Origin of the sequence: Kribbella sp. NPDC051620 (assembly GCF_044453825.1) — a bacterium.
Lineage (GTDB): Bacteria > Actinomycetota > Actinomycetes > Propionibacteriales > Kribbellaceae > Kribbella.
Genome location: NZ_JBITDB010000002.1, coordinates 640,516 through 655,355 on the forward strand (window position 1 = coordinate 640,516; position 14,840 = coordinate 655,355).

General features: G+C 68.1%; 16 protein-coding genes. 3 read left to right on the forward strand and 13 right to left on the reverse strand.

Features of this window, described 5'->3' with window-relative positions:
* Positions 1-33: 33 nt before the first annotated feature.
* Both ACIA12_RS10195 and ACIA12_RS10200 read left to right on the forward strand, forming a co-directional pair.
* Positions 34-657, forward strand: a complete 624-nt coding sequence (locus ACIA12_RS10195; RefSeq protein ID WP_396366592.1) for a lysoplasmalogenase family protein — start codon at positions 34-36, stop codon at positions 655-657.
* Entirely contained in the window at positions 650-1,033 is a 384-nt protein-coding gene (locus ACIA12_RS10200) for a YchJ family protein (RefSeq protein ID WP_396366593.1), read from the forward strand. The genes ACIA12_RS10195 and ACIA12_RS10200 overlap by 8 nt, the downstream gene beginning before the upstream one ends.
* Positions 1,034-1,086: 53 nt before the next feature.
* On the opposite strand, the gene ACIA12_RS10205 is transcribed toward ACIA12_RS10200, so the two are convergent.
* The 12 genes from ACIA12_RS10205 to hisD form a co-directional block, all read right to left on the reverse strand.
* A complete protein-coding gene (locus ACIA12_RS10205; RefSeq protein WP_396366594.1) occupies positions 1,087-2,484 on the reverse strand; it encodes an alkaline phosphatase PhoX in 1,398 nt (465 codons plus the stop codon).
* 80 nt (positions 2,485-2,564) lie between these two features.
* A complete protein-coding gene (locus ACIA12_RS10210; protein ID WP_396366595.1) occupies positions 2,565-3,125 on the reverse strand; it encodes a YciI family protein in 561 nt (186 codons plus the stop codon).
* Between the two features lie 9 nt (positions 3,126-3,134).
* Positions 3,135-4,439, reverse strand: coding sequence for an ABC transporter substrate-binding protein (locus ACIA12_RS10215; protein WP_396366596.1), 1,305 nt, complete (start codon positions 4,437-4,439; stop codon positions 3,135-3,137).
* Between the two features lie 38 nt (positions 4,440-4,477).
* Positions 4,478-5,584, reverse strand: a complete 1,107-nt coding sequence (locus tag ACIA12_RS10220; protein WP_396366597.1) for a branched-chain amino acid ABC transporter permease — start codon at positions 5,582-5,584, stop codon at positions 4,478-4,480.
* The gene (locus tag ACIA12_RS10225) at positions 5,581-6,468 is read right to left on the reverse strand and encodes a branched-chain amino acid ABC transporter permease (protein ID WP_396366598.1); all 888 of its coding nucleotides are present in this window, start codon (positions 6,466-6,468) and stop codon (positions 5,581-5,583) included. Before ACIA12_RS10225 ends, ACIA12_RS10220 begins: the two co-directional genes overlap by 4 nt.
* On the reverse strand, positions 6,465-8,300 hold the full coding sequence (locus ACIA12_RS10230) for an AMP-dependent synthetase/ligase (RefSeq protein WP_396366599.1): 1,836 nt from the start codon (positions 8,298-8,300) through the stop codon (positions 6,465-6,467). Before ACIA12_RS10230 ends, ACIA12_RS10225 begins: the two co-directional genes overlap by 4 nt.
* Positions 8,297-9,079: an ABC transporter ATP-binding protein gene (locus ACIA12_RS10235; protein WP_396366600.1), complete on the reverse strand. Its 783-nt coding sequence runs from the start codon at positions 9,077-9,079 to the stop codon at positions 8,297-8,299. Before ACIA12_RS10235 ends, ACIA12_RS10230 begins: the two co-directional genes overlap by 4 nt.
* On the reverse strand, positions 9,076-9,861 hold the full coding sequence (locus tag ACIA12_RS10240; RefSeq protein ID WP_396366601.1) for an ABC transporter ATP-binding protein: 786 nt from the start codon (positions 9,859-9,861) through the stop codon (positions 9,076-9,078). The genes ACIA12_RS10235 and ACIA12_RS10240 overlap by 4 nt, the downstream gene beginning before the upstream one ends.
* Positions 9,862-10,000: 139 nt before the next feature.
* Positions 10,001-10,639: an imidazole glycerol phosphate synthase subunit HisH gene (gene hisH / locus ACIA12_RS10245; protein ID WP_396366602.1), complete on the reverse strand. Its 639-nt coding sequence runs from the start codon at positions 10,637-10,639 to the stop codon at positions 10,001-10,003.
* Positions 10,636-11,235, reverse strand: a complete 600-nt coding sequence (hisB, locus tag ACIA12_RS10250; protein ID WP_328322632.1) for an imidazoleglycerol-phosphate dehydratase HisB — start codon at positions 11,233-11,235, stop codon at positions 10,636-10,638. Before hisB ends, hisH begins: the two co-directional genes overlap by 4 nt.
* Positions 11,232-12,350 carry a histidinol-phosphate transaminase gene (locus ACIA12_RS10255; RefSeq protein ID WP_396366603.1) on the reverse strand — a complete coding sequence of 373 codons (1,119 nt, stop codon included), beginning with the start codon at positions 12,348-12,350 and terminating at the stop codon, positions 11,232-11,234. The genes hisB and ACIA12_RS10255 overlap by 4 nt, the downstream gene beginning before the upstream one ends.
* Positions 12,350-13,663: a histidinol dehydrogenase gene (gene hisD, locus ACIA12_RS10260; protein ID WP_396366604.1), complete on the reverse strand. Its 1,314-nt coding sequence runs from the start codon at positions 13,661-13,663 to the stop codon at positions 12,350-12,352. The genes ACIA12_RS10255 and hisD overlap by 1 nt, the downstream gene beginning before the upstream one ends.
* Positions 13,664-13,755: 92 nt before the next feature.
* Between hisD and ACIA12_RS10265 the strand changes: the two genes are divergently transcribed.
* Positions 13,756-14,424, forward strand: a complete 669-nt coding sequence (locus ACIA12_RS10265) for an LON peptidase substrate-binding domain-containing protein (RefSeq protein WP_396366605.1) — start codon at positions 13,756-13,758, stop codon at positions 14,422-14,424.
* A gap of 2 nt (positions 14,425-14,426) precedes the next feature.
* On the opposite strand, the gene ACIA12_RS10270 is transcribed toward ACIA12_RS10265, so the two are convergent.
* Positions 14,427-14,798, reverse strand: coding sequence for a hypothetical protein (locus ACIA12_RS10270; protein WP_396366606.1), 372 nt, complete (start codon positions 14,796-14,798; stop codon positions 14,427-14,429).
* Between the last annotated feature and the right edge of the window lie 42 nt (positions 14,799-14,840).

Here is a 14,840-nt window from a genome sequence, read left to right on the forward strand (position 1 = left end):
CGTACGACACCGGAGTACTGCAGACTCCGGCCCATGAAGCTGGGGCGGCTGGCTAGCGGGCGGCGGTGGTTGGCGGCGTACTGGGGTGCGGCGGCGATCAATGTCGCGGCAGTTGCTGTCGACATCAAGCTGCTGAAGCAGGCGAGCAAGGTGACGCTGATGCCCTTGCTGCTGTCCTGGACGCGGACGCAGGAGGACATTCCCCCGCTGATCCAGGCCGCGCTGCTCGCGTCGGCGGCCGACGACCTGCTGCTGGAGACCGATCTGCAACTGGCTGGCATGGCCGCCTTTGCCGCGGCGCATGCCTGCTACCTCGCCGTGTACCTCACCAAGCCCGGCGAGAAATCGTGGCGACTGCTTGCCGCGTACGGCGCGCTCTGGGCAGCCATGATCGCCCTGCTGTCGAAGAACCTCGGCTCCCAGCGAGTCCCCGTCGCGGCGTACGCGTTGTTGCTCACGGCAACCGCCGTCGCCTCCGGCTGGCACAACAAACGCAGTGGTCTCGGCGGCGCCCTCTTCCTCATCTCCGACGCGCTGATCGCGATGCGCCTGGCCGGGCGCGACTTCCCCGGGCGCGGCGTCCTGGTGATGTCCACCTACGCCACCGGCCAGTACCTGCTCGCCTCCGGCGCCAAGGCACAATCGGAGGATGGCTAAACGCACGCCCTGCCCCTGCGGTCTCGACGCCGCGTACGCCGACTGCTGCGGCAGCATCCACGAGGGCCGGACCCAGGCCACCACCGCCGAGCGCCTCATGCGCTCGCGCTACTCCGCTTTTGCAGTACGAGACGCTGACTACCTGCTCCGCAGCTGGTCCACCGCGACCCGCCCGCGCGAACTCCACCTCGAGGACGACCTCGAGTGGACCGGCCTGGAAATCCTCAACACCACCGCCGGCACTCCCTTCCACACCGAAGGCACCGTCGAGTTCCGCGCCGACTACCGAGCCGAAGGCCACCCCGGCCACCAAACCGAAAACAGCCACTTCCTCCGCGAGAACGGGCTGTGGGTGTACGACGGACCGGTCAGCTGATCGATACAGGTGCCGGCCGTGCCTTGGGGCGGGGGGCACGGCCGGCGGGGTGGTCAGCGGCGGCGGCGCCAGGGGCCGGTGACGGCGAAGGTGATGCCGGGGGTGTAGATGTTGAAGAACATCGTCCGGCCGTCGGCGGAGAAGCCGACGCCGGTCAGTTCGCCGTACTCCGGGGCTTCGGGGGTTCCGTTGTTGACCCGGTTGCGGGCGAACTTGAAAACCTGGCCGTCCTCGGTGGTACCGAGCATGTGTTGTTCACCTAGGCCGTCCTCACACATCATCAGGCCGCCGTACGGCGACATGGTGATGTTGTCGGGCGCATCGAACTCGGGGTCGTCCGAGCCTGGCGACGGACGGGTGAAGATCACCTCGAGGCGCAGCGTCTTCCGCCGCGGGTCGAACCTCCAGACCTGGCCGTCGTGGTCGATCTTCGGGCCGAGCTCGGTCCGGGCGAACGACGAGACGAAGTACACGCAGCGGTCCACCGCGCCCCACCAGCAGCCCTCGAGCTTGTAGCCGCCGGTGATCGGCTTCGCGTAGTCCTGCGCGCGCACCGACTCGGTGGTGGCCAGCGGGTCGGGCACCTTCACCCACTGCACGTTGTGGAAGAGCGTGCCGGGCTCCTGTACCACGGAAAGGTCAGGCAACCCGTCGATGTGCATGGCTTGGAGCTCGCCGCCGGCCCGCAGGCTCCCCCAGCCACCCCGCGGGCGGTTCGGGAGGAAGCGGTAGAAGCCGCCGAGCGGCGCGACGAACGCGTCCTCGGTCTCGTAGACGATGCCGGTGGAGGGGTCGATCGCCACCGCCTCGTGCTGGAACCGGCCCATCTCCTTGAGCGGCGTCGGGTGCAGGTTGCGGCGGTCGTCGTACGGGTCGACCTCGAAGATGAAGCCGTGGTCCTTGGTGTAGCCGCTCACCCCGGCCTTGAGCTCGGTCTCCTCGCAGGTCAGCCAGGTGCGCCAGGGGCTCGGGCCACCGGAGCAGTTGATCGCCGTACCGCCGAGGCTGATGTACTCCTTCGTGGCGTGATTGTGCCGGTCCACGATCAGCGTGCTGGTTCCACCGGCGCCGCCCGGATCGTAGGTGCGCTCGGGCGGAGCGACGACCTTGATCGCCGTGGTCGGGCTGCACTCGTGGTTGCGGACCAGCCTGCTGCCGCCGTTCCGGTCGGGGAAGGTCCCCGTACCGTCGAAGCGGGACGGCACCTTGAGCCCGTCCGGGCGGACCGTGCCTTCACGCGAGACGACCTTGTAGCTGAACCCCTTCGGCAGATCGAGCATGCCGTTCGGGTCCGGGACCAGCGGGCCGTAGCCGACCTTCGGCCCGGACGTACCCAGCGCGGGCTGGGCGGTATAGAGCGCTTCCACCGACCCGGCGACACTGACGGCAACGCCTGCAGCAGCGGCACGAGCGACGAACTGACGTCTGGACAGGGGGTTCTCTACAGTCACTGGCGGTCTCCTTGTCAGCACAAGCAGTGGTCGCCAGTGAACCTACGGTGAACGACAGCCGAACGGCAAGAGACGGCGGGTCAGGAATCGCTCTGTGATCGCCCGCCCCGCTGCCAGCGACGCGCGGTGACGGTCATCGGCGACCGGGCGTTCAAGTGAGCAGCGATGTGGTGGATGCGGTCGTCGGCCTTCGCGGGTTCCGTGGTGAGGGCTGCGAGGAGGCCGACGGAGGTTGTGCTTTCGTCGTCGACGAGGATCGCGACGAAACTCAGTTCGTCGTCTGCGAGCAGCGACGCAGCCACCTCTGTCAGTGGGACCGGCTCCCACTCGGCAGTCACCAGCGAGCGCGGCCGGTCCTCGGTCCGATCGAGCAGCACCACGGCTCGTACGACCGTCAGCGGCTCGTAGTACCCGGCCAGCCAATACGGCTCCTCGTACGCGAACCGCTCGGCCGTCGCCCGATCGTCCACGTCGACGAAATGCACGCTCCCCGTGTGCTCCTCACCATCATCGGACAGCGTCGGACCACGCAGGATCAACCGATCGGCCCACTGATCCATATAGGACCAGTGGGCCTCGGACCGCTCGATCAGCCCGGCCAGAACGTCGGGCTTGTCCTCACCATGGACGTAGAAAGTCATAGGACCTTTCTACTGGTAACACGGCTTACTGAACTCGTACTTCGCCGCTGTCTTGCCGGTGAAGAAGTCCTTCTCGACCTTCACGCCGGTGGGCGCCGACGGATCGACCTTGGAGATGAGGCTCTGCCGGAAGACCCGCTCGTTCGGCGCGCCACCGAACTTGCCGGCCTCGGCGGGCAGCATCCCCTCGTAGTCGACAGTGGTCAGCGACTTCACCGCCGCCAGCAGCCCGGCCCGGGTGAGGTCCTTGGACTCGACGGCCTTCTGCAGCGCCGCCTTCATCGGGTACGACCAGACCCAGCCGGCCGTGTAGCCGTCGTTGGGCGCGGCACTGAACATCGCCGGATCCAGCGCGCCGGCCAGTGCCTTGTGGCCGGCAGTGTCCGTGCCGTACGGCGCCCACGGCCCCGACTGACGGTAGAGCGCCGTCAACGCGGGAGCAGCCGGGCTCTTCAGCAGCGCCGGGTTCCAGGTCGGGCTGGTGCCGATGAACTGTCCCTTGAAACCAGCCTGCGCGGCGCCACCGACGATCGTCGCCGCCTCCGTCGGGCCAGTGGTCAGGATGACCAGGTCCGGCTTGGCCGCGACCAGCTTCTGGATCGCCGCGCCCTGGTTCTCCTGGCCGGGCGCGGTCGGGATGTCGGTGAACTTCATCCCGTTCGCCTCGGCCGCGACCTTGGTACCGGCCGCCGCGTCGTCGCCGTAGTCGCCCGGGAAGTGCAGCGCGACCACGCTCTTGGCCTGCAACGTCTCGGCCCCGAAGTCGACCGAGTTCATCGACTCGAAGCAGTAGTTCGTACCGGACTCCAAGATGACGTCCTCGAACGCCCAGGCCGACGTCCACGAGGCCGGCACGCCCACCACGCTGCTCGACTTCAGATCGGCGAGGATGGCGGCCGTGGTCGGGGAGCCCAGCGTCTGGGCCAGGCCGAGCACGTCCGGCTTGATCTCGGAGTACACCTCGTTGTGGATCTGCGGGTTGTACTTGTTGTCCTTGACGTACTTGGTCACGTCGACCTCGTAGCCGCCGATCCCGCCCGCGGTGTTGACCCGCTTCCAGAACGCCTTCTGGGCCTCGGTGATCGGCACACCCAGCGCCTTGAACGGGCCCTCGGTCAGGTCGGAGATCGAGCCGAGGTAGATACATCCCTTGGCCTTGTCGACCGCGGCCGGGCACGGTTCCTTGGTGACGCCGACGTCGAACTTGACGCCTTCACTGCCCTGCTGCGTCTCCGGGGCGTCGTTGCGGCACCCCGCGACGGCCAGTACGGCGGCCACCAGGCCCACCGCGACCGCCCTGCGACTTCTGTACATCGCTGTTCCTCCTCGGGCTGCCGGCACCGACAGGTGAGTCAGTGCGAGAACGGCCATGACTTCCAGTACGTGCGAACGCGGACCCAGATCCCGAACAGCCCGCGCGGTTCGAAGATCAGGAATCCGATGATCAGCAGGCCGTACAGAATCGTCTCGACCTGGAAGACCGTGATGCCGCCGGCCGTCGAGCTGCTGCTGATGAACGGCAGCACCGCCGGCAGCTCGCGGGTGACCCGCGGCAGCAACGTGATGAACAACGCGCCCATGATCGATCCGGAGATGGTGGCGACGCCGCCGACCAGGATCATCGCGATGTACTGCACCGACATCGCCAGGTTGAACGAGCCGGGCTCGACGAAGCCGATCATCACGTACAGCAGCGCCCCGGCGACGCCGGCGTAGAACGACGACACCGCGAAGGCGATCAGTTTGTACCGGGTGACGTCGACGCCGATCACCTCGGCGGCCAGATCGCGATCCCGGACCGCCGCCAGCGCCCGGCCGATCCGGGACCGGACGAGGTTCCGCGCCAGCACCCCGAAGATCACCAGCAGCACGAACATCAGCAGATACAGCTTCTGCGCCTTGGTGAAGTACGCGCCGTCGACCGCGAACTGCAGCCCGAACAACTCCGGTACCGCGGCCGGCCGGCCGACGCCCACTCCCCCGGTGAGATCCCGCCAGTGCTTGAACAGGTGCTCCCCGATGAACACCAGACCGAGCGTCACCACAGCCAGGTACAACCCCCGCAGCCGAGCGGCCAAGGGCGCCACGATCAACCCGGCCAGGCCCGCCACCAAGCCGGCGGCCAGCAACCAGATCGGCAGCGAGGTGATACCGAATCCGATCAGCCGGGTGCTGTCCGGATCACCAGACAACGCTGCCGCGGTGTACGCCCCGATGGCGAGGAAGAACGCGTGGCCGAGCGACACCTGACCGGCGTACCCGGTGACGATGTTGAGGCCGATCGCCCCGATCGCGGCAACGAACGCGGTCGCCAGTACGACGAGCAGGTCGTCCTCGAGCATGAAGGGCAGCAGTACCGCCGCCACGACCAGCCCAAGCGTCCACCATCGTTTGGCCGGAGTATTGAGCAGCGCCATGTCCTGCCCGTACGACAGGTAGAGCTGCGGTCGACCCCTCATATCCGCTCCACCTCGCGTGTCCCGAACAGGCCGTACGGTTTGACCAGCAGCACGAGCAGCATCAGCAGGTACGGCACGACCAGGAAGAAGTCGCCGCCGAACACCGGAGCGACGTCGCCGCCGTAGCTGCCGACTAGCGCCTCCACGACCCCGATCGACAGCCCCGCGATCACAGCGCCGCCCAGCGAGTCCAGACCGCCCAGGATGATCACGGGCAAGGCCTTCAACGCGGTCAGCCAGAGGTTCTGCTCCAGCCCGATCCCGGTCGACAGGAACACTCCGGCGAGTCCGGCCAGCATCGCGGCAAGCGCCCACGACAGCGAGAACACCCGTCCGACCGAGACGCCCTGAGCCAGCGCGACCTCCTGGTCCGACGATGCCGCGCGCATCGCCAGACCGGTTCGCGACCAGCGGTAGAAGGCGAACAGCGCCGCGACCACCACCAGCGTCGTCACCAGGGTCGCGAGGTGCCGCTGGTCGATCGTCACCCCGAACGGCTTCAGCTGCTTCAGGCCCCAGGGATCGCCCATCTGGCGGATGTCCAGGCCGATGAAGGAGTTCACCACCGTACGGATCACGATGTCGACGCCCAGGGTGATGATCGCGATCACGAAGACCGGCTTGCCGATCATCGGCCGCAGCGCGACCCGCTCCACCCCGGCCCCGAGCAGGGCCGTCAGCAGCAGCGAGACGAGCACCGCCAGGAAGAAGTTCATCGACAGCACCAGGTGGCTGACCAGGACACCGCCCGCCATCATGAAGGCCGGCTGGGCGAAGCTGATCACCCGCATGGACTTGTAGATGATCACGAAACCCAGCGCCAGCAGGGCGTAGATCGAGCCGTTGCCCAGGCCCCGGACCACAGTGGCGACGAAGTCGTTCACCGGACGCCCTCGGAGTACATCGACTCGACCAGTTCGGCGAAGGTGTCGGTGACGGCGCTGCGCTTCACCTTCATGGTCGCGGTCAGCTCGCCGTCCTCGTGGTCGAGCAGCTTCGGCATCATCCGGAACCGCTTGACCTGCTCGACCGTGGCGAACCGCTCGTTGACCTCGTCGACGATGCCCTGCACCAACGCGATCACCTCCGCCTTCGAGGACAGGTCGTGGTACGTCGAGTACGGCAGCCGCTGCAACTGGGCCCAGTGGCCGACGGTCTCCGGCTCGATCCCGATCAGCGCGGTCAGGTACTTGCGCCGATCCCCGATCACCACCGCTTCCTTGATGTACGGCGATGCCTTCAGCGCGTTCTCCAGCTCCGAGGGCGCGATGTTCTTGCCGCCCGCGGTGATGATCAGGTCCTTCATCCGATCGGTGATCCGCAGGTGCGTGCCGTCGACCCACTCGCCCACGTCACCGGTGTGCAGCCAGCCGTCGGCGTCGATCATCCGGGCCGTCGCCTCCGGGTCGTGCCAGTAGCCCGCGAAGGTGCCCGGGTGCCGGGTGAGGATCTCGCCGGTGACCTCGTCGATCCGCAGTTCGACGCCCTCATGCGGTTCGCCGACCGTGCCGACCTTCACGCGGCCCGGGCGGTTCGCGGTGGCGACGGCCGAGTTCTCGGTCATCCCGTAGACCTCGTGCATCGGCAGGCCGAGGCCCATGAAGAACCGGAGGACTTCGGGTGCGATCGGCGCGGCGCCCGAGGCGGCGTACCGGACCTTGCGGAGGCCGGTCCGGTCCATCAGCGCGCGATAGCAGAGCACGTAGCCGACTGCGTGTTCCAGCCGGGACAAAGGCGTGTGCTTGCCACCGTTCGCGGCGAGGATCGCACCGATCCGGTCAGCGCGACGCAGCCAGTACCCGCCGACCTTGCGCTTCAGCCAGGTCGCCGATCCGACCCGGATCTGAACGCCGGCCGCGATCTTCTCCCAGATCCTCGGTACGCCGAACAGGACCGTCGGCTGCACCTCGTACAGATTGGCCACGACGGTCTCGATCGACTCCGCGAAGTGCACGGTGACGCCGGCGCCGGCGCCGAACCAGCAACTGAAGACGCGTTCGGCCACATGGCACAGCGGCAGGTACGACAGCACGCAGTCCTTGGGCGACGGTGGCGGCGAGGTGAAGCCGCCCCGCTCGACGAGCTCCCGGATCGCGTAGTCCACGTTGGCCACCGTCAGCATCACGCCCTTCGGCGGTCCGGTGGTTCCGGATGTGTACACCAGCGTCGCCACATCGTCCGGGCTGACGCCGGCCATCCGCTCCTCCACCGCGCCCGGCCGGGTCTCCCGGTGCTCCTTGCCCAGGGCAAGGAAGTCGGGCCAGGCGAGTAGTCGCGGATCGTCGTAGCGGTTCCTGATGCCGCGCGGCTCCAGGTAGACGATGCGCTCGAGATCGGGGAGCTCATCTGCGGCCGCGAGTGCTTTGTCGACCTGCTCCTGGTCCTCCGCGATCAGCACCCTGGTACCGGAGTGGCTGAGCAGGTAGGCGACTTCGGACACCGGGTTGGTCGGGTAGAGACCGACCGTCACGGCTCGTACCGAGACCGCGCCGACGTCGGTGTAGAGCCACTCCCGCCGGTTCTCCGAGTGGATCGCCACCCGGTCCCCGGGCTCGATGCCGAGGGCAAGCAACGCGTGGCCGACGAGCTCAGCGGTCTGCCAGTACTGCGACCAGCTGACCTGTTGCCACAGACCGAGATCCTTCTCCCGCAGGGCGATCACGTCCGGCGTCGCGATTGCCCGGTCCCGCACCCGGGTGGCGATCGTGGCGGTCATGCCCGCTCCACGATCCGGTGTTCCTCGCCGAGATAGGCGCGCACCACGTCAGGATCCGCGGCGACCTCGGCCGGTATGCCGGTCCGGATCGGGCGGCCGAAGTCGACCACCATGATCCGGTCGGCCAGGTCCATCACCAGGCCCATGTCGTGCTCGACCATCACCATCGGCAGGCCCAGCTCGTCACGGATGTCGAGGATGAACCGGGCCATGTCCTCGGTCTCCTCCAGGTTCATCCCGGCGACCGGCTCGTCGAGCAGCAGCAGCTTCGGCTCCGACGCCAGCGCCCGGCCGAGCTCCACCCGCTTCTGAACGCCGTACGGGAGCAGTCCGACCGGCATCCGTCGCCACTGGGCGAGCTCGAGGAAGTCGACGATCTCCTCGACTGCCCGGCGGTTGGCGAACTCGTTGCGGCGGGCCTTGCCGAGCCAGCCGAGCGCGGCCAGCACGCCGTACGGATGGTGGTGATGGCGGCCGAGCATCAGGTTGTCGAGCACGGTCAGGTTGGAGAACAGCTCGATGTTCTGGAAGGTCCGGGCGATCCCGAGCCGCGCGATCGCGTGCGGACGCAGGCCGAGCAGGTCCTGGCCGTTGAACCGCACCGAGCCTCGCTGCGGACGGTAGACGCCGGAGAGCACGTTGAAGATCGAGGTCTTGCCGGCCCCGTTCGGACCGATCACAGCGAACAGCTCACCGGCGTCGACGGTGAAGCTCACGCCGTTCAGGGCGGTCACGCCGGAGAACTCGAGCAGGACATCGTCGAAGGTCAAGACGCTCATGACAACCACCGCTTCCGCCGGCGGTAGTGCTTCACATCGCGGAAGGATCTGGCTCCGCCCTCGGCGCCGAGGCCGAGGTAGAACTCGCGGACGTCGCCGTCGTCCAGTAACTCGGCGGCCGGCTTGTCCATCACCATCGCGCCGTTCTCCAGCACATAACCGTGTTCGGCGATCGACAGCGCCATCGCGGCGTTCTGCTCGACCAGCAGCACCGTGGTACCGGCCGCGTTGATCTCGACGATCACGTCCCGGATCTGCTGCACGATCATCGGCGCCAGGCCGAGGCTCGGCTCGTCCATCAGCAGGTACCGCGGGTCCGACATCAGCGCCCGCCCGATCGCCAGCATCTGCTGCTCGCCGCCGGACAGGTACCCGGCCACCTTCCTCCGCCGGTCGGCCAGCACCGGGAACAGCTGGTAACTCCTGTCCAGGTTGGCCTTCAGCGACTTCGGGGCGACATGGCCGCCGATCCGCAGGTTCTCCTCGACGGTCAGATCGGCGAAGATCCGCCGGCCCTCCATCACCTGCTTGATGCCCAGGGCAGCGATCCGGCTGGCCCCGAGGCCGTGGATGGGCTCGCCGTCGAGGGTGATCGCGCCCCGGCGTACCTGGCCGTCGTGGACGTCCAGCAGGCCGGAGATGGCCCGCAGCAGCGTGGACTTGCCGGCGCCGTTGGCCCCGAGCAGGGCAACGATCTGCCCCTGCGGGACCTCGAGGCTGACGCCCCGCAGGACCAGCATCACGTCGTCGTAGACGACCTCGAGATTCGACGCTGCCAGCACGTACGGCCTCCTGGATCCCCGAAGGTTCCAACCGTTCTGGCGAGTGAGTGTGACAGCACCGATGTCATCTACGGAAGAGTTCGGCCGCGGTAAACCGGCGGTCACTCCCCAAACTGTGATCGAGGGACCACCGGCGGATCTACAGCGTGCGGAGCCAGTTGGCCAGGAGTTCGGCGCCGGCGTCGCCTGACTTCTCCGGGTGGAACTGGGTGGCGGTCAGCGGGCCGTTCTCGACCGCGGCGACGAAGCGGTCGCCGCCGTACTCGGTCCAGGTGACCGTCGGGGTGACGGCGGCCCAGGTCTCGGTGAGGTGCCAGTCGCGGACGCCGTAGGAGTGGACGAAGTAGAAGCGTTCCTTCTCGATCCCGTCGAAGAGCTTCGTCGTACCGTCGACCGCGACCGTGTTCCAGCCCATGTGCGGGACCGGCTCGCCACCGACGGGTTGCAGCCGCTCGACGACGCCGGGCCACTGCTCGCAGCCCTCGGTCTCGACGCCGTGTTCGATGCCCTTGGCAAACAAGATCTGCATGCCGACGCAGATGCCGAGCACCGGCCGGCCACCGGTCAGCCGGCGGTCGACGATCTCATCACCGCGGACCGCCTTCAGCCCGTTCATACAGGCCTCGAAGGCGCCGACGCCGGGGACCAGCAGCCCGTCGGCGTTCAGCGCCTCGTCGAAGTCGCTCGTCACCGTCACGTCGGCGCCGACCCGTTGCAAGGCCCGCTCGCCCGAGCGGATGTTGCCCGAGCCGTAGTCGAACAGGACGACAGTCTTCACAGAGCGCCCTTGGTCGACGGGATGCCCGGCTGCCGTGGGTCGAGCTCGGCGGCGGCCCGCAGCGCCCGCGCGAACGCCTTGAACTGCGCCTCGACGATGTGGTGCGGATCGCGGCCGGACAGCACCCGGATGTGGATGCAGATCGCCGCGTTGAAGGCGAGTGTCTCGAACACGTGCTGGGTCAGCGAGCCGGCGTAGTCGCCACCGATGATCGCGTACACCTGCCCGTCGGGCTCGCCGGTGTGGACGCAGTACGGCCGGCCGGACAGGTCGACCGTGCAGTGCACGAGCGCCTCGTCCAGCGGTACGGTCGCGTCGCCGAAGCGCCGAATGCCTCGCTTGTCGCCCAGCGCTTCCTTCAACGCCTGACCGATGCCGATCGCGGTGTCCTCGACCGTGTGGTGCGCGTCGATCTCCAGGTCGCCGACCGTGTTCACGTGCAGGTCGAGCAGCGCGTGCTTGGCCAGCGCGTTGAGCATGTGGTCGTAGAAGCCGACGCCGGTGGAGATGTCCGCGCGCCCGGTGCCGTCGAGATCGAGCTCGACGAGCACCTTGGACTCGCTGGTCTCCCGGTCGATCCGGGCCGTGCGTGTCATAGGGACCTTCCTAGATCGGTCTTGAGCACCTTCTCCAGCGAAGCGCGGAAGGCGGCCATCTCGGCGCCGGTGCCGATCGACACCCGCAGCCAGCCGTTCGGTCCGGTCTCGCGGATCAGTACGCCGTCGTCCAGCAGCGACTGCCACACCGCGTGCCGGTCGGCGAAGGTGCCGAAGAGGACGAAGTTCGCATCCGAATCGACCGCGCGCAATCCCTGCGCCCGCAGCCACTCCACTGTCTCATCGCGTTCGATCCGCAACTGCTCGACCCGGCCGAGCAGCTCGTCGGAGTGCCGCAACGCCGCCCGGGCGACCGCCTGGGTCACCGCCGACAGGTGGTACGGCAGCCGGACGATGCGCAGGGCATCGACCAGTTGCTTGCTCGCGGCAAGGTAACCGACCCGGGCGCCCGCGAGCGCGAACGCCTTCGAGGTCGTCCGGGCCACCGCCAGATTGGGGTACGACGGCAACAACGTGACGGCGCTCGGAGTACCGGTACGCCGGAACTCCGCGTACGCCTCGTCCACCACCAGGACCGCCCCGATCGCGGCTGTCCGGGCGGCGACCGCCTCGACCAGCTGGATCGGCAGCGCGGTACCGGTCGGGTTGTTGGGTGAGGCAAGCAGGACGACGGACGGCCGGTGCCGGGAGATCGCCGCGAGCGCCTTGCTCTGGTCGAGGGTGAAGTCCTCGGAGCGGCGCCCGGTGACCCAGGCGGTGTTGGTGTCGCGGGCGTACTCCGGATACATCGAGTACGTCGGAGCGAAGGACAACGCAGTACGGCCTGGTCCGCCGAAGGCCTGCAGCAAATGCAGCATTACCTCGTTGGAGCCGTTGGCCACCCAGACCTGCTCGGCCGTGAGCTGAGCGCCGGACTCACGCCCCAGGTACGCCGCGAAGTCGGCGCGCAGGGCAAGGAACTCGCGGTCCGGGTAGCGGTTCAGCCCGCGAGCTGCCTCGGCCACCGACGCGGTGATGTCCGAGACGACGGCCTCGCTCGGCGGGTACGGGTTCTCGTTGACGTTGAGCAGGACGGGGACATCCAGTTGGGGCGCGCCGTACGGCTCGAAGCTCTTCAGCTCGTCGCGGATCGGCAGCCCATCGAAACGGCCCATCAGTCCTCACTCTGGAAACGCATAGACACAGCGGCGCCGTGGGCCGGCAGATCCTCGGCGTGAGCGAGCGCGACGACGTGCCCGGCGACCTCTTGCAGAGCCTCGCGGGTGTAGTTCACGACGTGCATCGCCTTCAGGAAACTGCGCACGGACAGGCCGGACGAGTGGCAGGCGCAGCCGGCCGTCGGCAGCACGTGGTTCGAGCCGGCGCAGTAGTCGCCGAGGGAGACGGGCGACCAGCCGCCGACGAAGATCGCGCCGGCGTTGCTGATCAGCAGCGAACGCTCCTCGGCGTCGACCGTCTGGATCTCGAGGTGCTCGGCCGCATAGGCGTCGACGACGGCCGTGCCCTGGTCCAGATCATCGACCAGTACTACCGCCGACTGCTGCCCGGCGAGCGCTTCCGTCACCCGCTCGGAGTGCTTGGTCTCGGGCACCTGCTTGGCCAGCTCCGCCTCGACAGCCGTCGCCAACGCCTCGCTCGGAGTGACGAGCACGCTGGCCGCCATCGGGTCGTGCTCGGCCTGGCTGATCAGGTCGGCGGCGACGTGTGCCGCGTTGGCCGAGTCGTCGGCCAGTACGGCGATCTCGGTCGGCCCCGCCTCGGAGTCGATCCCGACCTCGCTCTGCACGAACCGCTTGGCCGCGACCACATAGATGTTGCCCGGACCCGTGATCAGGTTGACCTTGCGGCAGCCCTCGAAGCCGTACGCGAACCCGGCGATCGCCTGCGCGCCGCCCATCGCGTACACCTCGTCGATCCCGAGCATCGCGCACACAGCGAGCACAGTCGGGTGCGGTAGGCCACCAAACTCCTTCTGCGGTGGAGACGCCAAGGCGAGACTGGTGACCCCGGCAACCTGTGCCGGTACGACGTTCATCACCACGCTGGACGCGAGCGGCGCGCGGCCGCCGGGCACATAGAGTCCGACCCGCTGCACCGGCACCAGCCGCTGGGTCACCCGGCCACCCGGCGCGGGCTGCGACTCGACGTCACTCCCCCGCTCGTCCAGGCTGACCTCGCGTACCCGCCGGATCGACTCCTCCAGCGCCTTGCGCACGTCGGGGTCGAGCTCTTCCAGGGCGGTCTTGAGCGCGTCGGCGGGGACCCGGAGGTCCTTCACGGCCACATGGTCGAACTTCTCGCCGTACTCCCTGATCGCCTCGAGCCCGCGATGACGGACGTCCAGGCAGATCGGTCGGACGACGTCGAGGGCGGCCTCGACGTCGAACACAGCTCGGGGGACCAGGGCTTGGAGGTCGAGAACCTCTCCGGCTGCCACTCGGCCCCGCAGGTCGACGCGGCGAATCATGACGCTCAGTCTAGTGGTCGCCTCCCCCGGACCCCGCGCGCCGTCTACTGCGCGGACCACGGCCCGCGGTCGTTGCCATTAGGCTCAACGGTATGGACTCCCGCCTGCCGCTTCTCACTGTCGAGACAGTGATCTTTCCTGGGCTGGTGCTCCCGATCCCGGTCACGGATGTTCAAGGGCGGTCGGTGATCCGCGATCTGGTCGAGAACGGCGGCGAGATGGTGTGCGGCGCGGTGGCGGTCCGGGACGGATACGAGCTGGGCGACCGGGTGTTCCGGTCGCTGTACGGCACCGGCTGCGCGGCGACGATCTCGGAGATCTCCCTCGACATCGACGACGACGGCCCGGTCGAGGTCACCCTGACCGGCAACCGGCGCTTCAAGGTCGCCGAACTCGACAGCGGCGGCGACTACCTCGTCGCGGACGTCGAATGGCTCGACGAGGAACCAGGCGACGACCCCCTCGGCACCGCGACCGTCGCGGTCGAACGCTTCCGCCGGTACGCCGCCGCCGTCACCGAGATCTCCCAGCCCGGCCTGCACATCGGCTCACTTCCCGATGATCCCGGCATCCTCTCGTACCTGATCTCAGCCGCGATGACGCTGGTCACCCCCGAGCGCCAGAAGTTGCTCGAGGCCCTGGACACCACCACCCGCCTCGCCCAACTCGTCGGCCTCCTGGACACCGAACTGGCCGCGATCACCGCCCTCCCCTCCCTCCCCGCGATCGACCTGGCCTGGGCAGACATGTCCCCCAACTGACCTCAGACACCAGTGGGACAGATCTCCAACGGAGTCTCAGGCAGCTCGAAGATCGCACCGACCGCACCAACCGGTGGCGCATCGGCGAACTCGACCAGCAACGTCGCCCCGGCCACATCCAGCGTCGCGACCCCCAGTTCGTCGATCGCATCGACCCGGCCGCGAATGCAGATCCGGTTCCCCTCGATGGCGAACCCGGGCTCGACGGCCGCCAAGGTATCGGCCCAGCGCAACTCGGCCTGGACCGTGAACTCAACGTCGACAGGCTCGCCCAGCGGCGGGCGTGGCGACCCTCTCCAGGTGCCGACAGCGCCGCCGGCCGAGCTGGCGAACTGGACCTGAAGGCTGGTGCTCGCGATCGGAACGATCCGCATCCGCGCAGCCTACGACAGCTTGGCCAACTTATTCCTTGACAA